Source organism: Mesorhizobium sp. M1334 (genome assembly GCF_040317995.1).
Lineage (GTDB): Bacteria > Pseudomonadota > Alphaproteobacteria > Rhizobiales > Rhizobiaceae > Mesorhizobium.
Map to the genome: position 1 here is coordinate 124,031 of NZ_JAMYLM010000015.1, position 19,116 is coordinate 143,146.

16 protein-coding genes are annotated in these 19,116 nt (G+C 59.0%); 11 read left to right on the plus strand and 5 right to left on the minus strand.

What is annotated here, in order from left to right:
• Positions 1–101 precede the first annotated feature (101 nt).
• Positions 102–1,763 carry a DNA polymerase/3'-5' exonuclease PolX gene (locus NKH17_RS23200; RefSeq protein WP_352972393.1) on the plus strand — a complete coding sequence of 554 codons (1,662 nt, stop codon included), beginning with the start codon at positions 102–104 and terminating at the stop codon, positions 1,761–1,763.
• Positions 1,764–1,784: 21 nt separating this feature from the next.
• Here NKH17_RS23200 and NKH17_RS23205 read toward each other — a convergent pair whose 3' ends face one another.
• Complete coding sequence (locus NKH17_RS23205; protein ID WP_352972395.1) at positions 1,785–2,423, minus strand: hypothetical protein; 639 nt, start codon at positions 2,421–2,423, stop codon at positions 1,785–1,787.
• 374 nt (positions 2,424–2,797) lie between these two features.
• Between NKH17_RS23205 and NKH17_RS23210 the strand changes: the two genes are divergently transcribed.
• The 6 genes from NKH17_RS23210 to NKH17_RS23235 all read left to right on the plus strand — a co-directional run bounded on the left by NKH17_RS23210 (position 2,798) and on the right by NKH17_RS23235 (position 8,538).
• Positions 2,798–3,112 (plus strand): alpha/beta fold hydrolase, encoded by a 315-nt coding sequence (locus NKH17_RS23210; protein ID WP_352467863.1) that lies wholly within the window; start codon positions 2,798–2,800, stop codon positions 3,110–3,112.
• Positions 3,113–4,284: 1,172 nt separating this feature from the next.
• Complete coding sequence (locus NKH17_RS23215; protein WP_352972397.1) at positions 4,285–5,154, plus strand: MBL fold metallo-hydrolase; 870 nt, start codon at positions 4,285–4,287, stop codon at positions 5,152–5,154.
• A gap of 356 nt (positions 5,155–5,510) precedes the next feature.
• A complete protein-coding gene (locus tag NKH17_RS23220) occupies positions 5,511–5,963 on the plus strand; it encodes a YidB family protein (RefSeq protein ID WP_352902622.1) in 453 nt (150 codons plus the stop codon).
• Positions 5,964–5,978: 15 nt separating this feature from the next.
• Positions 5,979–6,446 carry a TPR end-of-group domain-containing protein gene (locus NKH17_RS23225; RefSeq protein WP_352972399.1) on the plus strand — a complete coding sequence of 156 codons (468 nt, stop codon included), beginning with the start codon at positions 5,979–5,981 and terminating at the stop codon, positions 6,444–6,446.
• 421 nt (positions 6,447–6,867) lie between these two features.
• On the plus strand, positions 6,868–7,107 hold the full coding sequence (locus NKH17_RS23230) for an alpha/beta fold hydrolase (RefSeq protein ID WP_352700223.1): 240 nt from the start codon (positions 6,868–6,870) through the stop codon (positions 7,105–7,107).
• Between the two features lie 504 nt (positions 7,108–7,611).
• On the plus strand, positions 7,612–8,538 hold the full coding sequence (locus NKH17_RS23235) for an ArsR/SmtB family transcription factor (RefSeq protein WP_352972402.1): 927 nt from the start codon (positions 7,612–7,614) through the stop codon (positions 8,536–8,538).
• Positions 8,539–8,768: 230 nt separating this feature from the next.
• Here NKH17_RS23235 and NKH17_RS23240 read toward each other — a convergent pair whose 3' ends face one another.
• On the minus strand, positions 8,769–9,692 hold the full coding sequence (locus tag NKH17_RS23240) for a glycoside hydrolase family protein (protein WP_352972404.1): 924 nt from the start codon (positions 9,690–9,692) through the stop codon (positions 8,769–8,771).
• 398 nt (positions 9,693–10,090) lie between these two features.
• On the opposite strand from NKH17_RS23240, the gene NKH17_RS23245 reads away from it, so the two are divergent.
• Together NKH17_RS23245 and glf are read left to right on the plus strand one after the other, a co-directional pair.
• Complete coding sequence (locus NKH17_RS23245) at positions 10,091–11,263, plus strand: glycosyltransferase family protein (protein ID WP_352902610.1); 1,173 nt, start codon at positions 10,091–10,093, stop codon at positions 11,261–11,263.
• A gap of 2 nt (positions 11,264–11,265) precedes the next feature.
• A complete protein-coding gene (gene glf, locus NKH17_RS23250; protein ID WP_352972407.1) occupies positions 11,266–12,408 on the plus strand; it encodes a UDP-galactopyranose mutase in 1,143 nt (380 codons plus the stop codon).
• 251 nt (positions 12,409–12,659) lie between these two features.
• Here the strand turns inward: glf and NKH17_RS23255 are convergent, their stop codons facing one another.
• Both NKH17_RS23255 and NKH17_RS23260 read right to left on the minus strand, forming a co-directional pair.
• Positions 12,660–13,826: a glycoside hydrolase family 1 protein gene (locus NKH17_RS23255; protein WP_352778553.1), complete on the minus strand. Its 1,167-nt coding sequence runs from the start codon at positions 13,824–13,826 to the stop codon at positions 12,660–12,662.
• Between the two features lie 206 nt (positions 13,827–14,032).
• Positions 14,033–14,557 (minus strand): YciE/YciF ferroxidase family protein, encoded by a 525-nt coding sequence (locus NKH17_RS23260; protein ID WP_023677856.1) that lies wholly within the window; start codon positions 14,555–14,557, stop codon positions 14,033–14,035.
• Positions 14,558–15,286: 729 nt separating this feature from the next.
• On the opposite strand from NKH17_RS23260, the gene NKH17_RS23265 reads away from it, so the two are divergent.
• Positions 15,287–15,685, plus strand: a complete 399-nt coding sequence (locus NKH17_RS23265) for a DUF2231 domain-containing protein (protein WP_352902607.1) — start codon at positions 15,287–15,289, stop codon at positions 15,683–15,685.
• An 8-nt stretch (positions 15,686–15,693) separates the two neighbouring features.
• A complete protein-coding gene (locus NKH17_RS23270; RefSeq protein ID WP_352706234.1) occupies positions 15,694–15,957 on the plus strand; it encodes an SDR family NAD(P)-dependent oxidoreductase in 264 nt (87 codons plus the stop codon).
• Positions 15,958–17,734: 1,777 nt separating this feature from the next.
• Here the strand turns inward: NKH17_RS23270 and NKH17_RS23275 are convergent.
• Positions 17,735–18,118 carry a hypothetical protein gene (locus NKH17_RS23275; protein ID WP_352914022.1) on the minus strand — a complete coding sequence of 128 codons (384 nt, stop codon included), beginning with the start codon at positions 18,116–18,118 and terminating at the stop codon, positions 17,735–17,737.
• Between the last annotated feature and the right edge of the window lie 998 nt (positions 18,119–19,116).

The following is a 19,116-nucleotide window of genomic DNA, read 5'->3' on the forward strand; positions in this document are numbered from 1 at the left end:
ACACGGGAAGAGGCAGTAAAGCCGGGATTTGAAGGGCAACGCGGCGCTCATGGCCTTGCCTGATTGGAACCTGCGCAGATCGGCCTCGTTTGGCTGAAGCCATGGCAAAAATCAATCCGAGGACCGTCGCCAGTCTTTTGAGGGAATACGCGCAACGGGCGTCTATGCGCGGCGACAATCCCTATCGCACAAAGGCATACTTGCGCGCGGCAGACAGTCTGACGGCGCTGTCGCAGCCGCTTGATCGGATCATCGCCGCTGGCGCCCTCACCAAGATCCCGGGGATCGGTGACGCGATCGCAGACATCGTGACCAAGCTTTACCAAACCGGCACGCACCCAAGCCTTGAGAAGCTGCGCGAGGATCTTCCAGCGGGCGTGATGGAGCTGTTTGCCATACCCGGGCTTCGTCCCGATAAGATACTGAAGATTCATCAGGCGCTCGGCGTGAACTCGCTGGCGGAGCTCGAGGCCGCAGCAAGAGAAGACCGCATACGCCCAGTCAAAGGCCTCGGCGCCGCGCTTCAGACAAAGCTCCTGCAGCACCTGGCCATCGTGCGAAGCGGCGAAACGCAACTTCACCTGCACAAGGCCGCCGCTCTTCTCGAACATGCGGTCATATCGGTGAAGCAAGAGCATCCAGAGTTTTCGCGCGTCGAAATTGCAGGTGACTTCCGGCGCGGTTGCGAGCTCGTTTCCGACTTCGCCCTGGTAGCGCAGGGCAGAAAGTCGACTCGAATCGAGGATACGACGCTCAGGCTTGTTGTCACGGACAGGAAGCACTTTGGCGCGAGCCTGCTCGAAGCAACCGGTTCGGCAGACCACCTTGAGCAACTGAAGACGTTCGCGGCCGACAAGGGATTCACCCTAAACGCCGACGGGCTTCATCGCGGGAGAAAGCTGATCGCGTCAGCGACAGAAGAAGAAATCTACCAAGCTCTAGACTTGCAGTTTATCGAGCCTGAATTGCGCGAAGGCAGGGACGAGATTGAGCGAGCGGCAAAGCAGAAGCTACCCGCCCTCATTCGGGATGAAGATCTGCATGGCATCCTGCATTCTCACACGACCGCGTCCGATGGCACCGAAACGCTTGAGGCAATGGCTGAAGCCACGCGCAAGCGCGGTTTCGAATACTATGGTGTCGCCGATCATTCGCAGTCCGCTCACTACGCAGGCGGCCTTTCGTTGCAGGAGATTGCTGAACAGCACCGGGAAGCTGACCGGCTGAACAAGGCATACAATGGAAAATTTCGCATACTGAAGGGCATCGAGGCGGACATCCTGGCGGATGGCTCGCTCGATTACCCGAATCATATCTTGGAGCAGTTCGATTTCGTCGTCGCGAGCGTGCACAGCCGCTTCAAGTTGCCCAAGAAGGAACAGACGGAGCGTATCATTGAGGCGATCGGAAATCCTCGGACGACAATCATCGGGCACATGACCGGTCGCCAGCTGTTGCGCCGGCCCGGTTATGATCTCGACGTCGACAAAGTCCTCAAAGCGTGTGCGAAACACGGCGTCGCTGTCGAAATCAACGCACATCCGTGGCGACTCGACCTCGACTGGCGCTGGCATCAAAAGGCACTCGATCAGGGCTGCATCTTCAGCATCAATCCGGACGCTCATTCGATCCGCGAGCTCGACCACATGCATTGGGGTGTCGAGATGGCGCGCAAGGGCGGTGTCCCTGCGAAGCGGGTCCTGAACGCGATGCGTTTGACGGCCCTCCTTGCGCATCTCGCACGGCGCAGGCAAACGTCCTAACCTGCTTGTGCGCCCGGCGTATCAGCGCAGGAGTCCGTCATTCTCAAAATCTTCCCAGCCGCGCAAACTGGAGTGCGAGTTCTCATCGGGGCCATAGCCAGCTGAAGCTGCAGTTCCGCGACCGCTTCTTTGAGCACGTTTCATAGCGGCCTTCCCCGCGGCTCGCCGCCTATTCTCTGCAGCTGTCGCTGCGTCCTGTTCGCGCCAGACCGTAACCAGGTCGCGGTCAAGCACATCCTCCACGTGCTGCGGGTCGAACACGTGAAAGGTGATGTTCCTTGCCCGCCCGCGGAGTTTCACCGTTTTCGTCCCGGCGCTCTGCAAGCGACCATCTTTCAGCCAGCGGTGCCGTTCGGCCGTCAAGATCGTCAGAATGTCCTCGATTTCACGGGGGATTACGGGCAGGTCTTCGATATTCTGCAGTGCTTTGGATACGATCCCGAATACCACCTGCACATCATTCTCGGCGCCCTCAGACAGGCGCAGGGTAAGCACGCGGGACTCGATATGGAGCAGTTTCCTGAACTCCGTTGGAAGGCGAGCGCGTATTTCGAGAAAAATACCCCTCGCTCTGACGGACGATCCAAGCGTTGCAGCCGGGGTTAAAGGCCACTCTCCAATCAGCTTCGCTGTTGCATTGATTTTTCGGCGCGTGGACATGCCCCTTTATATAGGTCCCCGATAGTCGGCAGCGATGAGCCGATCGCAAAGCCAATATGAGTTCTAATCCGCCAGCGGTCTGAACCACGATGCCCAAAGGCGCAACCACGATTGTGAGCGGGGCCGTTTGCAACTTCGGCTAACAGGAAACGGCAGAGTTGATCTCGAAGTGCGATATCAGGCGCGTCGCCGCCTGGCGGCTTTTTGGGGGCCGTTTGCTGTCCGTCCGGTTATTGCCGAGGGACCAGTTAAAGCCGCCGTTCGGCTCACGACCTCTTCGCGGAATACAAGGCAAGTTCAGATCCCGCGGAAGCCGACATTGAACTGCCTCTCTGTTTACACGTTTGGCAAATGTTGCGAATGGAGGGAGTTGCATGTTTGAAGGTTTCTCGCTGGAGCAGATCAAACTTCCGGAAGCGACGCTCAGAGTGCGGGTTGGTGGAAGGGGCCACCGCTTCCTGATGCTGCACGGTCATCCTCGCACCCATGCCACTTGGCATCGCGTGGCGCCGATTTTGGCTGAGGAATACACCGTAATTTGCCCTGGTCTTCGGTGCTCGCCCTTGCGGTGTGTCGCAACACAATCAGCGCGTCCGGTTTGCCGTGAACAGATCTTGCTGATGCACCAGTTCGTCCGCGACGGGCTGACGGAGGCGGCGTGTGCCATTCGGGTGGATGGCCGAAAATAACCCCACCTCTGCATGACGCGAATTGTCCCAGCCCGGGTAGGCCGTTATCGGGTACAGGCAAATACCCTCGAATCGATGCTCCGACACCCATAGCGGCACGCACCTCGTCGCGGCATACATAGTGGAGCCAAGCCGGCCCGCCGGATCCCTCTGAGCCGGTCTCGGCAATGAACATCGGCTTACCGTACCGATGAGCAACCTCGAGCAACATTTCCGACAAAGCGCGGTACTCATGGTGTCCCATCGATATCGTCGGCCCGTTTATTTACCATTGATTGTGCGGCTAGAAATTCAGGCCCACGACAATCGACAACATCTTCGCTCCCGCCCAACTCAGGTTCGACGCGGCCCAGCAACATGTCGTAAGCTTCGAACTGCCCCTGACGGGCGTTTTCGGCCCGACCCCGTTCGCTGCGGGTCCGGTCACGAGGAGCGATTTGGATAAGGGGCTCGGCCCAGACAAATCTGCAAGCGGGGTCGATCTCCCGCATTGCACGAACACCCGCGATGGCAGCCTTCACGAGATGCCGCTTGAACCATCCACGTTTGTTCGGCCCCACGCGGGAAATAGCCGACCTCAACAGCCCATGCGAAAAAGGAGATCTAGTTGATGGGACACAACAGAGGCGGTGTTCCGGCGATCCAACGCTGTACGCTCACGGCTTCTGCCGCGAACGAGGCATAGGCATCGATGAAATGCAGCGATCGCTGATCGACATGGTCTGGAGATCCGTAATGGAAGATGTCCCAGATAACCTGGACACCTGCCGATCGGGCCGCCTCGACCATTGGCGCCCAACTTGACCAGTCATAGGCGAAGCTTGCGGAACCGGAGCCTCCACCTGGTGCTCGTCCATACGCCCCACTTCGCTCATTCGAAGTCTTCTTTCAGCAGTCGGCTTCGAACTCGGCCGCCTTGTTAGGACCGGGAACCGCGTTGGCGAAATACCGCATCCAATCGGGCGCGCGCCAGCTTCGTTGCTCAGTCCAACTCGTCCTTGCGTGACCGGGTAATGCCGAACCGATTGGTCGAGCCTTTGTTCCTGTGGTGGACTGTCCGGAGCTGGGTGGCGAATGAGGAACAAGGAGGGCCGTGCCAAGTTCGGGGCGATATACCACCGCCGCCGATCGACTCGAGCGGCTGCTTAGCAACAAGAGAGGCACGGGATCACATGACCGTTCAGATTCGACTTTCCGAGACCGACTACGCCAGGCGCGAGGATCGTGGCGACGGCGCTTGGAGCATCGCACCGGACTTGGGCTATTTGCGGCTAGCAATCGTCAATGTCGTGTTCTTCGGCGCACCGGGCAGTGGAGATCGGAACTGGATGCTGATCGATACCGGGTTGCCGACGTCCCGCAGCAGCATTCTTGCGGTCGCGGAAAAGCGGTTTGGCACGAACGCACGGCCGGCCGCGGTCATCCTGACCCACGGCCATTTCGACCATGTGGGAACGGTACTAGACCTCGCGAATAGGTGGGACGTGCCTGTCTTCGCGCATCCACTCGAGCGCCCCTATCTGGACGGAACCGCGTCCTATCCGCCACCGGATCCCTGGGTCGGGGGTGGACTGATGGCGCTGCTTTCGCCGCTTTTTCCACGGGGGCCAATTGATCTTGGCAACCGTTTGGAACTCCTACCTGCCGACGGATCGATCCCCGGAATGCCCGGATGGCGATGGCTACACACACCCGGGCACGCTCCTGGGCATATCTCGCTCTGGCGCGAGGAGGACCGCTCGCTGATCGTAGGGGACGCTTTCATCACCACCGGTCAGGAGTCAGTCTACGAGGTCGCCGTTCAGGATCTTGAGATGCACGGTCCGCCGCGCTACTTCACGCCGGACTGGGATGCGGCGGAAAGATCCGTGAAGCACCTGGCAGCCCTGAACCCGCAGATGGTCATCAGTGGACACGGTGCGGCTGCTGCGGGAGTGGGCATGCGTCAAGCTCTTGATAGCCTGGCTGAGCGGTTCACGGTGTTCGCCGTCCCGCCGAAATTGAAATTCGTGCGCGAGCCGGCGGCAGTCCTAGGTAGCTGAGGCTAACTGAGCCGCCGTCGTTCTGAAGTATGATCAAGTTGGGCAGACTCTATCTCTCGAGCCGGTAGGAGTTACCCGTCGGGTCGCGCTCTCCATCGTCGCCGACAAACTCTGACAAGCGGAACAAACCCGGGAGGCGCCGGGTTAGGGTCGCTCGATCGGCGCAGGGCGACTGCGGCCAAGCGCCCCGAAGTTCTGCGTCAGGAGAAGACGTCAGATGGAAAACGAGTACCCCGAAGGACGCGTCCTCTCCGCCGGTGAGCCGACCGGCAAGAAGTTGTTCGAGCACACACGCGTCGGCATCCGCCAAGACTTGGCTTCGTTTCGCTCATCGGCCAAACCGTGGAGGAGACCAAATGGCAAATCTGGGAAGATTGGCGATTGCGATGCTTGGCGTGCTGGCATACCAAAATCGCGACAAGCTCTGTGAATTGATTCCGGGAGCGGGGTATCTTAACCCAAACGACCCGCAACGCAGAATTCTGGCTCAGATAACGAATGGCGTGTCGAGGGCTGACCTTGGTGAGATCCTCGACCGGTTCAGGGAGGTGGGGGCAGGATCGAAGGTCGACTCGTGGGTTGGCAGCGGGCCAAAGCAACCGATCGAGCCAAGGGACGTCGAAGCGGCAATGGACGAAGGTACACTCACGTCCATTTCGATGCAGACGGGCCTTTCGCGCGAGGAGCTAATCAGAAGGATTGCGCGGGATCTACCCGAGGCAGTCAACGAGATGACGCCGAATGGTGAATGGCCGCCTGAGCCGAGACAAGGCTTGGATGAGTCGACCCTGCTCGACAATGTATCCTAGGAGACACAGCCAGGAATGCAGCCGGCCAAGGCGAGATCCGGGGTGGCAACTCTACACTCGGGGACGCTCCTGCGCGATCGCCTTCATCCGCTCGCGAACCAAGGGTCTGTTTCGAGCGCGCCGAACGCTCAACTGGCCGCCATCCTGAAAATGCGGCACGGCTGCATCGCGGCGCCCTCGCTCGCGTATATCGGTGAGCGGAAGAAGGCGCGTTCCTGGCTGGCCAGAGCGCTGGCGATCGATCCGGACGACTTCGTGACGCAGTACAACGCCGCTTGCATGTATTCCGTGCTCGGGGAAGTGGAGGAAGCGGTGCGGTACCTGGAAAGAGCCGTCGGAGGAAGCGTGAGTCAGAACGTATTGGAACGAATCCGTCACGAAGTCATTTCGACGCCATTCGCGATCACCCGCGGTTCGTGCAGCTTCTTAGTTCACTTGCCTTGTGACGCACAGCTGTACTTGCACAAGCTTCGGCCTGCCTAGCAGCCGCGTTCGGTTTGGGTGGCGGATTCAACTGATCGCAGCAACACACGCTCTTCTGAAAGATGGAGTGTGAGCCATGAAGCAGCGAAGTCGCATCTACTACTCGGCCGCTCAGCGCCTGAGATTTGGGTTCGATGGCAGGCGGGCGAGTCGATGAGCTCGATCGGACGACGATTCGATCGGGAGTCTTCATCGGTCCGTTCTTGCCGCCGCGCCTGGGCCTTGCACTGGCGGGCTGCCGGCCTTGCCTGTCGCCGGTGGTGTTTTCCCCCACATTTTGCTGCCGCTGCTTGTGCTGCTCACCTGGCCGCTCGCCATGGCCAAGTATTTCGCCCCGGCATCGTCTCTGCAGGGTTTGCTTCGTCGGCAAAGGACATCGCCAGCGGCCTCACAGCTGCGGTCGATCGCGGCCGAATCGGGATTGATGCTGGCCGACGCGCTGGCCGGCGGCCGCTTCACCCTGTTGATGCCTGCCGGCATTATTGCCGGGGCCGGCGACCGGTTGTTCGATGCGAAAGCCGAGGCTCTTAGACTACAATCGGAGATTCCTGGTTCCTTTGTCGATATCATCCCGCAGGCCGGCCACATGGTCCACCACACCGCACCGCTAGCTGTTCTCGCCATGGTGGACAGGGTCGCTGCCGCGGCCAGCATGAAGTAGGCCGGCACTGGCGCGATCCCGAAGAAGTGGAATCGCGATTTTCGGAAAAGATCATGCTCAAAAGCAATAGGTAGAACCCCGTCCCGACTCTATCGGGTGGCGAATCCGATGATTTACTTCACGGCGGCACGCACTTCAGCGAACCGCATCCTGTGCATCCATCCGCGCCGGTTCGGCTAACATCGACGTCGAGGTCCCGTATCTTGGGGATTTGGCCAGGGGAACGGCCCCAATTCCGTGTTCGGCTTCTGCCTCACTTTGTGGCTGCCATCATTTAGTCGTCTGCAAATCGAGGCCACGGACTGACAAGCACCCCCGCACTACAAGGAACTGGCAGTCGGAGAACAAATGTAGACATGTCGCACCATCCATGCGGGTGCGGCTTGCGATGCATAGTGCCGGTCGATGGCTTAATGTAACCAAATCAACGGCTCGGCGTTTCGGTCAGCGCCGTTGCAATGAGCGAAGCCATAACCTCTGTCACGAGCATAGACTGGCGATTTCATGAGTCGCAATTTTCTGGTGATTGAACCTGAGGAAGGCATTGCCGTGCTCAAGGGGCTTGCCTCGTCGGCGCGGATCTCGATGCTGAAACTGCTGCATGAGAAGGGGCCGATGAATGTCAACGAAATCGCCGCCGAGCTGTCGCTTCCGCAGTCAACCGTCTCGACCAACATCCAGGTGCTGGAGGATGCGGGCCTGATCCGCACCGAGAGCCTGAAAGCGAAGAAAGGCAACCAGAAAATCTGCTATCCGACCGCCGAAAAAGTGCTCATCGTGTTCAAGGGGGAGTATAGTAAGGTCAAGAACGACGCGATCGAAGTGTCGATGCCGATCGGGCTTTACACCGGCTTCGAGGTTACCGCGCCCTGCGGCCTTTGTTCGCCGGACGGCATTATCGGTCTGCTCGATGTTCCCAACACTTTCCTCGATCCGGACCGCATGAAAGCCGGTCTGCTATGGTTCACGCGCGGTTTTGTCGAATACCAGTTCCCCAACAATGCCAAGCTCGCCAATGCCGAGATCACCGAACTCGAAGTTGCGATAGAACTGTCTTCGGAAGTGCCGGGCACCAGCGCTGATTGGCCCTCGGACATCACGCTGACGATCAATGGCGTCGATGTCGGCACCTGGACGTCGCCGGGGGATTTCGGCGACAAGCGCGGCGTCTTCACGCCCTCCTGGTGGAAGCTCAAGGGCTCGCAATACGGTAAGCTGAAGAACTGGCGAATTGCCAATGACGGCACCTATGTCGACGGCCTCAGGATGTCCGAAACCGGGCTCGCCGCACTCGATCTGAAGAGCCATCATTCAATCCGCGTCCGTATCGGCGTCAAGGACGACGCCAAGCGCCCCGGCGGGATCAATATTTTCGGCAAGGGCTTTGGAAATTACGATCAGGACATCCTGCTCAGGATCAAAACCGCGTGAATCCACTGGCGGCGTGCTGCGCGCAATTATGGTCCACTGCCGAATTTCAGCTGGCAACGTCGTTTATGGCGACCAGCTTGCCTGAGGTGTGTAGATGCCCTCGTCGCAAGCTTCGCCGACTGGCTGCGTATCACCTACTAGCCTCAATCACCGGTATAAAGCGATCCCTCCCACCAACCGCCAGAGCGTTTTTTTCATCCTCCGTTCCGGCAAATGCCGGAACTTACCATCTAGGCAACTCTCGAAAGTATATGCCGATCTAGGTCACACTTTGCCAACCCGAACCGCCAGCGATGGTTCGTCGCCTCACGCCTGCTCTGGTAGAACAAGGTCAGTTGCCGGCCGTCGATCATCACCGTCGAATGGCCATTCTCGCCGGGCTCACCAGGGTCGAGAACAGGGCCAACGGAAACGTAGGGACCCTTGACGTCATCGGCGATGGCGAAGAAGACGCGCTGCCGGCTGCCGCGCGGACCTTCGGGGAGGAAGCAGGTGGCGTTGAGAAGCACACGACCGTCCGGCAGCTCGACGAGCTGCGCGCCTTCGATCCCCCATTCGTAATCGGGGTGCTCGCGCGCATTGTGATGCGGCACGTCGAGATGATCGAGTATCTTGCCGAGACGTTTCCATGGCCCGAACCAGGAATCGGATTGGCTGCGCGCCAGATAGACATCAGGCTGGGGCACCCTGGTGAATTTGGGCATGCCTGAATAGACGATATAGCGCTTGCCTCCGATGATTGCGGGGTGGGGATCGTAGATGCCGTCCTCATCGGTGTCGGGCAGCGACAATATCGCCGCATTGAGCACCACCCAATGAAAGCCGTCATTGGACACCGCGTGCTCGCAACGTCCGCCGGACTTCATGAATTCGGTCTGGATAAACATGTGGAAGACGCCGCACTCATGAATGACGCCGGGCGCCGCAATGCCAGATCCGGTTACCGGCAAAACGATCGCCTCGTGCTCTGTCCAGGGTCCATAAAGATCCGGCGCTGTGGCGTGGAGGATTTTCCAGCTCTCTGTTGTGACGGTGCCGCTGGAGCCGAAGACGTGCCAGAGCGTGCCGTCGAACACCGGACAAGGGTCCTTCAGATCATCCACAACCTGCGGGTGAAACAATGGAAAGACGTTGGTTTCAAAGTCGATCTTCATTCGCCAGCCATCCCTCGATTCGTCTCGGTCTCCATTCAAATGAACCACCGGCGCGACTCAGATGAATCGATTCCAAGCGTATTTATAGCTCCGCTGATGAACGGTTGTTGAACGATTGAAGGATTTGAACCGCTCTGTGGCAAAGGGCCACATTTGGGGAGCCGACCTGACGCGAGGGGCTTCATCATGTGGATCGAATGGGGGCGGCCGGCTCGCCCCTTCTCTGTTGAGCCGTCGCAAGTGGAGCGGACGGCTGGTCTCGCCCGAGACAGTTTGGAGCTATGGAACAACTTATCGGGATGGAAGTTATATAGAAGGCTGCGAACTTCATGTCAAAGCTGCCTCGATTGACTTTTGTTAGTCGAGGCATTTTGTAACTATATCGAAGGATAATCTACATGGAAATGGCGGCGGGCCGGGCCAAAACACCAAAAAACCCTGTACAACCGTCTATTTTAATTTGCTTTTCACACCTCCGATGGAACTTCGTATATCAGAGACCACAACACATTCTCACCCTGGCGTCAAAACAGCAACAGCTAATTTACTTCGAAGAGCCGATCTTCGATGAGAGGCGCCACCCTTCGATGCGGGTGCACAATGTTACCCCCAAGATCAGAATAGTGACGCCGCTGATCCCAGTTGGTACTTCCGCGACCAGGGCGGACACAATCCAGCGCAGGTTCGTCGATCAGATCCTCGCCTCCACGCCGCATGACCGATTGACGACCTGGTATTACACGCCCATGGCGCTACGCTTCAGCGATCATCTCGCCTGTGACGTCTGCGTCTACGACTGCATGGATGAACTCTCCGCGTTCAAAGACGCTCCCGCAGAGTTGACGCAGTTGGAAAAGGCGCTGTTGCAACGTGCCGATGTCGTCTTCACGGGCGGGCAGAGCCTCTACGAGGCCAAGCGCAGCTTGCATCGGGCGATCTTTCCCTTCCCGAGCAGCATCGACGTTACCCATTTCCATCAGGCTAGGGCGCCAGGTGAAGACCCGTTCGATCAGGCCGACATACCTCACCCGAGGGTGGGGTACTTCGGGGTCATCGACGAACGGCTCGACCTTGAACTTATCGCGCAGGCGGCTGCGGCAATGCCAGACGTGCATTTTGTCATGCTCGGCCCTGTCGTCAAGATCGATCGGGCGAGCCTTCCCACGGCAGGCAACCTGCATTGGCTGGGCGGCAAGTCCTATGCAGACCTGCCGAACTATCTCAGGCATTGGAGTGTCGGCTGGATGCCGTTCGCGCTCAACGAAGCGACCCGCTACATCAGCCCGACCAAGACTCCCGAGTTTCTTGCGGCAGGACTGCCGGTGTTGTCCACGGCGATCGTCGACGTTGTGCGTACCTATGGCGTCGAAGGTCTTGTCGAGATTGTTGAGGCGGAGGATATCGAGGCCAAGCTTCGCTTGATCCTGGCCCACCCCCGCGATTTCCTGGTGAAGAAAGCCGACGCCTACCTCGCCGACATGTCCTGGGAGAAGACCTGGAGCGCGATGGCTGCCCACATCGAGCGCGCCCATGCGATGAAGAGCGTCGTCCCATTCCTGAGGAGGGCGTGAGCGTGTTCGACTGGTTGATCGTAGGGGCCGGTTTCGCCGGCAGTGTGCTGGCCGAGCGTATCGCATCGCAACGGCAGGAAAGCGTCCTGATCATAGACCGACGAAATCACGTCGGCGGCAATGCCTTTGACTGCTACGACGAGGCGGGAATACTAATTCACCGTTACGGGCCTCACATCTTTCACACCAACGCCCAATCGATCGTCGACTATCTGTCGCAATTCACCGAATGGCGGCCTTACGAACATCGCGTGCTGTCGCTTGTCGATGGAAAGCTGCTGCCGATACCGATTAATCTCGACACCATAAACCGCCTCTACGGCCTTGAGTTAACGTCCGAGCAGCTGCAGGACTTCTTCGCTTCCCGGCGCGAAACGGTCAAAGAAGTCCGCACCGCTGAGGACGTCGTGGTCAGCACTGTCGGCAGAGAGCTCTACGAGAAATTCTTCCGCGGCTACACGAGGAAGCAGTGGGGTGTCGACCCTTCCCAGCTGAGCAAGTCGGTGACGGCGCGAGTCCCAACCCGGACCGATCGGGATGATCGCTACTTTGGCGACACTTTCCAGAAAATGCCGGCAGGCGGGTATACGCGCATGTTCCAGCACATGCTGGATAATCCCAAGATCAAGATCATGCTGCAGACCGACTACCGCGAAATTCGCGACAAGATCCCCTTCCAGCGGATGATCTATACCGGTCCGATCGACGAGTATTTCGACTGGAAGCTTGGTCGCTTGCCCTACCGCTCGCTGCGCTTTGAGCACATGACGCTTGATTGCGAGCAGTTTCAACCGGTTGCCGTCGTCAACTATCCGCAGACGGAAAAATACACACGGATCACCGAGTACAAGCATCTGACCGGTCAGCAGAATCCGAAGACCAGCCTCACCTACGAATACCCCACCGACGTCGGAGATCCTTATTACCCGGTGCCGCAGGCCGAAAACGAGGCTTTGTACAAACGATACGAAGCTTTGGCCGCGGCCTGCCCGGAGGTCTGGTTCGTCGGACGTCTGGCGACATATCGTTATTACAATATGGATCAGGTCGCCGGCCAGGCATTGGCAACGTTCGCGCGCATTCAGAGGAGCCTGCCGGCAACCGCGATTGTGCCCCCGTCGGTGCAGCGCGAGGCGGCCGAGTGAACATTACATAGTTGAGGGGCATTCGATCGATCCTACGTTGGGTTGTTGTGTTGGTCACGGACGCGGCCGATTGGCCGAATTCGGCATGCAAGTTGCGGCTCGCAGCAATCGAGGCCTTCCCTAGCCGTTATCCTCGGCGAAACCCGCCAAGCTCACCGTCCTGGCTCTCATCACCGCGGCCAAGCTTCGCGACAGTTTTAGTCATGTCGTCGTTAACGCAGGAAGCCCGGCGCCCTGTTCGACCGGCAGAACTATACCGCGCTTGCTGGTTCTTTTCCAAACACCTCGAACAATCGGCGCTGGCGTTCCAACTCGTCCGCAAGTGGCTTGCGAACAGTGCGCGAGCCGTCCGCATGAATGGTGGAGAACAAGCCGACTTCGGCGTGGCGCGAATTGTCCCAACCTGGGTAGGCCGTCACCGGGTACAGGCATATACCCTGAACAGGTGCACCGAGGCTCGTCGCATCGCGCACTTCGTCGCAAACGTAGTGAAGCCAGGCTGGCCGGCCTGAACCTTCGGCGCCGGTCTCGGCGATGAACATCGGCTTCTTGTATCGCTCGGCGACCTCGACCAGCATTTCCGAAAGTGCACGGTATTCGTGGTGCCCCATCGGTATCGTTGGGCCATTCAAGTACCATTGGTTGTGCGGATAGAAGTTGAGGCCAATGACGTCCACAACGTCCTCGCTGCCGCCCAACTCCGGTTCCACGCGCCCAATCAGCATGTCATACGCCTCGAATTGCCCCTGGCGAGCATTTTCGGCGCGCTGCCGCTCGGGGTGAGTACGGTCACGAGGAGCAATATGGATCAGCGGTTCAGCCCAGATGAACCTGCAGCCGGGTTCGGCCTCCCGCATGGCCCTCACGCCGGCGACCGCTGCCCTGACAAGGTGTCGTTTGAACCACCCACGCTTGTTCGGCCCGACGCGGGGGAAATAGCCGACCTCCACAGCCCATGCAAAAAACGAAATCTCGTTGATCGGGCACACCAGGGGAGCCACCCCGGTAGCGGAGCGATGAACCCGAACAGCTTCCGCGGCGAAACGGACGTAGGCCTTGATAAACCCCGGGCCACCTTGGTCGATATGGTCTGGCGAGCCATAGTGGAAGATATCCCAGATAATCTGCACCCCGGCCGCCTGGGCTGCTTCGATCGCCGACGTCCAACTCGACCAGTCGAAGACTCCGGGCGCTGTTTCAATCAGGTGCCAGCGCAAGCCGTCGCGGATCGTGCGAAGCCCAAGCTCGGCACAACGGCGATAGTCGGCATGTGCATGGATGTCATGTGAGGTCGCGCGGATCAGATCAAGACGGGCCCCGTCGGCGCGCCTGTGGGAGGAACACTCGAAACCAGCCATGAAAAAGCTGTCGAACCCGGAAGAGCCTGCCGTGGGCCGACGAGCGGTATCCTCGTTCATACCAACATCCTGTCGCCCAAGGCGTGGGCAAGTAATCGCATTCGCAGTCCCCCATTGTCAGTTCCGGTGGCCTAGTCGAAACCGGTCGGCCACCACCACGTCGACGGCTCGGCGGCTGCGGTGTACACGTGTGCCTGGATTGGCGAATACAACCAAGCTCCAATCCCGTCTGCCGGGGGCCGCGGTCGCGTCGATTCGATCCGAAGTTATGCGGCCTGTTGCATCGCCCGTTCGTTGACGCCTGTTTCGCCTAGTCGGGTGAGCGCCTCATCGGTTGCTTTTTCTTCCTTGAGCGTCTGTTCGAGTAGCGGGACGGCGTCTTTCAAGCCAAGTAACCCGGCCCATGTGACAAGAGTCCCGTAGCGCGCTATTTCATAATGTTCGACGGACTGGGCTGCAGCCACGAGACCCGCGTCCAATGCCGGAGCCTCCTCGAATTCCTCCAAAATCTCCTGTCCTTCTTCGATGATGCCGTCGATCGCCGGGCACGTTTTCCCTTGGGCTCTCTTGCCAAAGGCGTCGAAAACTTGCTGCAGGCGCTCAATCTGACCCTCTGTCTCGTCACGATGTTTTTCGAACGCCGCCTTCAACTCTTCGGACTCCGCGCCCTTTGCCATTTTCCGGAGCGCCGTCAGAATCTTGCGTTCGGCGTAGTAGATGTCTTTCAGACCATCATAGAAAAGGTCTTCCAAGCCCTTGGAGCTGCCCTGAGAGCTTTTTTTCGTCGCCATTGTCATCTCCTCTTTCATTTCTATCGACGCATGCATGGCTCTAACTGGACCAGTCTCTTGTTGTTCCTTCGGCGACGGCACACCGGCAGCCAACAGCGAGCGACGGTCGGGTTGACCGCTGATTCCAGTCCGCCGCGCCAGCAGCGGCTTGAGCATCTCGGCTGCGCTCCATTGCGGAACTTCCGGAATGAGGATCGTCTGCCTCAAGGGTTTCCGCTGTCATCGAGTCCTTGCGGCCGCATTTTTCGCAACGGACCTTTGCCCGCACCTGATCAAGGTTCCCGATCTCTTCTCGGAGTTCGAGAGGGTTGGAGAAGCGCTTAAGGCGTTGGCGTCCCGGATCATTGCAAATTACATGGCCGGACTAGTGGACGAGGAAGAACTACTGTCGGCTTCCCGGCAGGCGCTTGGACGGCAAGTGCAGACCTGAGCGAATCCCCTGGCTAGAATTGGTCCGGAACCGTACAATAGCAAATCGTCAGCAATACAACATGGCCGCTGACGCTTGGGAGCGACTGTCGCACTCTTGGCCCAATACGAGGCATTGGTGTAATGGCGGAAGAACAAGGGCGGCTCGGCCCGAAATCTGAAATCGTCAGCGAGCTCGCGCGAGAGTCAGGCGTATCCGAACACCACATACGCGAGATAATGTCGCTGGTCGGCTTCGATCGCGGCTCAATCCTGAGGGAAGCTCGTCTCCTCAAAAAGAACAACTAGGGCCGGCGGTTTTTGCACGGCGTCGGCGGCATCTGGTCCACCGGAAATGCATTCTGGGCCGAAGCATCCTTCTGGTTGCTCGGCTTTGTCCTGTTGATGAGCGCTGCCGCGGCGCTGGCCGGCTTTACCGATTTTCTTGGAAATTCAAGGGTGCGGTCCATCAATGCAGCGTGGCACCATATGGTCGGCAATGTCGTGGCCGTGGTGCTGGCGCTGGCCAGCTTCATGCTGCGCCTAAGCGCCGGTGCCGCCGAGGGCGCCTTGCCCTGGGGCCCGGCGCTATCAACGATTGTCGTTCTGCTGCTCGTCTACACCGGCTGGAAAGGCGGAACGCTTGTCTACGAACACAGGGTAGGCGTCCATCCCGAAGAGGGTGAGGATCTCAACTCCCGCCCGGAATTATCCCGATAGGTTGACGAATGGCCGAACTGCGGGGAGCCGTCGTCGTGGTCGCCGGCGCCTCGAGCGGCATCGGCAGAGCGACTGCTCTGGGTTTGGCGCGCAAAGGCGCACGGCTAGTGCTGGTCTCAAGAAACGCGGACGCACTCGACAAGGTCGCCAAGGAGTGCGCCGGCTTGGGCGGTGAGGCGCTGACCTTTGCCACCGATATGGCGGACGATGCGGCCCGTGGAGAATGCGCAGCTTTGCCGTGTCGCGTTTCGGCAGGATCGACGTGTGGGTGAATTGCGCCGCAGTCCTGCTTTTCGGCCGCTTCGAGGAAATCCCGCCGCATGTGTGATCAGGACGTTTCTGGTGGATGGCGCCGGTACTGAACAAAGCTTGTGACCAGTCGGATGCGGTGAGTGGAAGAGCCCGCCGGCTTCCCCAGCCCCCTTGGGGTGCAACCTGTAGTGAATGGACTGGAAGACAATCTTGCCGTCCTGAATGACGGAACTGTCGGCGCCCTCAATGGCTTCGGACCTGGACGAAGTTGCCGACCAGATCAGCAGTGTATAGGGGCCGCGGACCTGTTTTGCGATGTAGTTGAACTCACCTTGAGGCAGCTGCTCGCGCAGGCGTTTGGACGACAGGCGGACGGCATCATGGCCTCTAAATTCGAATTCGCGGTCAAGAGGACCACGTCCACAGCATAGTTGCGCCTAAGATCCTCCTCGATGTCGCCAGCGGCGCGAAGCCTCAGATGGTCTTCGAAAACCCCCTCTGCGGCCGAGCACGTTATGTCTCCTTTGCAGTACCGGAAAGGCCGTGGACAGCCGTCTCGTCCTTCGCGATGCTGAACGGATGCGACCGCGGTTTGTTCCTGAGGCCAACATGCGCTGGAGCCGGATTGCCTTGCACCCCCGATCACAAACGAATGAGAACATTCAATCGGGGTCCTCATGGCTTCCGCCATCGACATTCTGGCATGCTGACCAGCGACGAGGTCGGCAATTCTCCAGGACTAGAGCGGCCGGCCAGGTGCGCTTGCAGCGGTGCCGGAGGGACCTCACGCTCCAAGGCCGTCCTGGCCTTCGCCAGCGACAACCACAAGGCCTGCAAAAAAGCTTCATCTGCTTGCGGTGTTAATCCGACCTCCTTGCAATGTTCTACGATCCTGTCCTGAATCGACACTGCGGTTTCATACCGTTGGACAACCCTTGCCAGAACGTCCTGACAGGTGCCAATCGCCACCTCCCGAATGTGGTCAGCGACGGGAGAGAGGCCAGCACGGGTGACATCATGAGCAACGGGGCGTCCCGATCAGTCGGATGTATTCCGCCTCGGGCTGCCCATAAGAACGATCCGCCAACGCGCGTCTATAGCAATAGCTTCAGCCTTCAATTGAACAAGCAATCGTGCGGGGACCGGTCCTCACCCATGACCAGGGCTGATCCGGTCATACCGTCAAAGCCAATAATGCCAACCTCGGCCTCGACCTCAGCCCGAAGCTTCGCCACCATTGACCCGAGACCGCTCTCGAAGAAATCGAGGTGTCAATCGGGACCGAGGCCTGCTCCAGGTGCGTCGTCAGTCCCAAGTGACGGCCTTCGAGGTGAGGCTGCAGCAATGTCAGATCCGGCGCGCTCAGGCGCCGCTACAGTTCGTTCTTGAACGAGGTTTCCATCTGCGCTGTCTCCCGATCGGGGCGGAAGCGCGATGGTCGCTCACAGCTGACGACGCCCTAACAATTGTCGACAGTCAGGGGAAAGTATACCTAAAAGGGCCGGGAGTCTCAAAAAGCTACTATGCTGACCAGAGAAGCTCGTCAGTTTGGCGATCATCAAGATGCTGCTAACAAGCAGTGTCCGCCTCTACCGGTCGAAGGTTGCCTTCGCAATCTGGTGTGCGCCTTTTGTCGAAGCATACGGCCCCACACTGATTCATCCTCTGGGGAAGCCAAGCGGTATCGACGCTGCCTGAAAAATTACGCGCAAGCGCTCCACACTTTCGGGGCGGCGCTTCGTCGATCGCCCAGAGTAGCCAAGCACCCCTTCTTTATCCCATAGTATTCGTCTTCGCCTATTGCTCCGGAACGGCAGAGGTTTGCGGACGATTTCGTGCTGCTTCGGCAATTTCCGGGATGTATTTCGTCGCGGTGCAGCTTCGGTTCACATTGGCGCGTGCGTCGAATACCTCTTTCTCGCAGACCCGCTTGGCGAGCTCGATAGGCACATGAACTGCCAGAGGCACTTCCACCTCGGAGATTCCAAGCTCCCGTGCGATCTGCTGTTTCACTTCGTGCCTGCCAAGCGAAACGTCGACGCCGACATCCTCGGCATCTTCGGTTGTCGATGATGCGCCTTGCCCCGGAAGATCTTGCTGCTCGGTCTGAGCAAATGACTGCACGGCAAAGAGTTGCAACGCGAACACGGTGAGCGGCAAAATTCGTTGGAATACTCTCATGCCTGGCTCCTGCAGGTGCCTTTAACAACGGCAAAGTGTTTGAAGCGTTCCAGAGGCGGGGATGCGCGCGCTTAGCGGCAGTCGAGGCGGGTTTTTTCTGTTGGCGTGGAATACGATATGGCGACCATGGTTGGGTGCCGACAGCCGACTGTGCTGGCACATCGGAGTGTAGGAAGTTGCCTACCGAGAAAGAAAGACAAGCCAGGAGACGAGCGCGCCTCGGATGCTGCACGAGGATTGACCGACATTGAGCCTGCGGCACGAGACGCAAAGACCGCGGCTTCGGGAGCAGCGCCTGAAGGCCGCACTTGCTGTGACGTCGGCCCGCGGCATCTAAACCGAAGAGGACACCAAAACCGCGAAAGCCTAGCAGTCACTTGCACCACACGGGAGCTTGCATTCAACCCCACGGTGCTCAAGATCCAAGTAGGCTCTGCAGCTCTCTAGGCTCAGAACGTCGTGCACCCAAGTTAGATCCTGCTGCAGCAGTCAGGACTACCCCAGAACGAATATGGCCAGCAGGGCAACAAAGAGAACAAGGGCGATCGCGGCGCCCCAGATGAGGACCTTTCCGGTGCCGCGTTGCTCTTCCTCGCGAGAAACGTCTTTCGCCATTCCATGCATCCTTTGCGAAGGTCCAAACTGAGCAACGTGCCGTGCCAGGCTGTTCCCAACGCTCTCGGAGCCAACTTGGTGTCAGTCCAACTGCCGGTTGCCGTAGGGCTTCTTCGCTCTAGCGCTATCGGCAATACAGCGCGGCTCTCCTCTGAGCGCGACCGCAGCTCCCTTCAGGCAAGATGCGCGAGCAGACGGATATCTATCTGACCGAAAGCAAAAGAAACCACGCGTGCACTGAAAGCACAAGCAAGCGCAAAGGTTCCTGAACTGATGCTCGGCTGGCGGGAACTTGCTCGCCAGCCGAGTTGAGTTCAGGCGGTGGTCGGGGGAGATCAGCCAGCCACACGCTGGTGATTCCAACCTGAGCCGATGTGCCAATC

Coding starts and splice junctions, on each gene's coding strand:
- NKH17_RS23220 (WP_352902622.1), top strand. CDS start 5,511: ATGGCAAATCTGGGAAGATTGGCGATTGCGATGCTTGGCGTGCTGGCA.
- NKH17_RS23275 (WP_352914022.1), bottom strand. CDS start 18,118: ATGAGAGTATTCCAACGAATTTTGCCGCTCACCGTGTTCGCGTTGCAA.
- NKH17_RS23210 (WP_352467863.1), top strand. CDS start 2,798: ATGTTTGAAGGTTTCTCGCTGGAGCAGATCAAACTTCCGGAAGCGACG.
- NKH17_RS23200 (WP_352972393.1), top strand. CDS start 102: ATGGCAAAAATCAATCCGAGGACCGTCGCCAGTCTTTTGAGGGAATAC.
- NKH17_RS23205 (WP_352972395.1), bottom strand. CDS start 2,423: ATGTCCACGCGCCGAAAAATCAATGCAACAGCGAAGCTGATTGGAGAG.
- NKH17_RS23270 (WP_352706234.1), top strand. CDS start 15,694: ATGGCCGAACTGCGGGGAGCCGTCGTCGTGGTCGCCGGCGCCTCGAGC.
- NKH17_RS23240 (WP_352972404.1), bottom strand. CDS start 9,692: ATGAAGATCGACTTTGAAACCAACGTCTTTCCATTGTTTCACCCGCAG.
- NKH17_RS23260 (WP_023677856.1), bottom strand. CDS start 14,557: ATGGCGACGAAAAAAAGCTCTCAGGGCAGCTCCAAGGGCTTGGAAGAC.
- NKH17_RS23255 (WP_352778553.1), bottom strand. CDS start 13,826: ATGAACGAGGATACCGCTCGTCGGCCCACGGCAGGCTCTTCCGGGTTC.
- NKH17_RS23245 (WP_352902610.1), top strand. CDS start 10,091: ATGGAAATGGCGGCGGGCCGGGCCAAAACACCAAAAAACCCTGTACAA.
- NKH17_RS23235 (WP_352972402.1), top strand. CDS start 7,612: ATGAGTCGCAATTTTCTGGTGATTGAACCTGAGGAAGGCATTGCCGTG.
- NKH17_RS23215 (WP_352972397.1), top strand. CDS start 4,285: ATGACCGTTCAGATTCGACTTTCCGAGACCGACTACGCCAGGCGCGAG.
- NKH17_RS23225 (WP_352972399.1), top strand. CDS start 5,979: ATGCAGCCGGCCAAGGCGAGATCCGGGGTGGCAACTCTACACTCGGGG.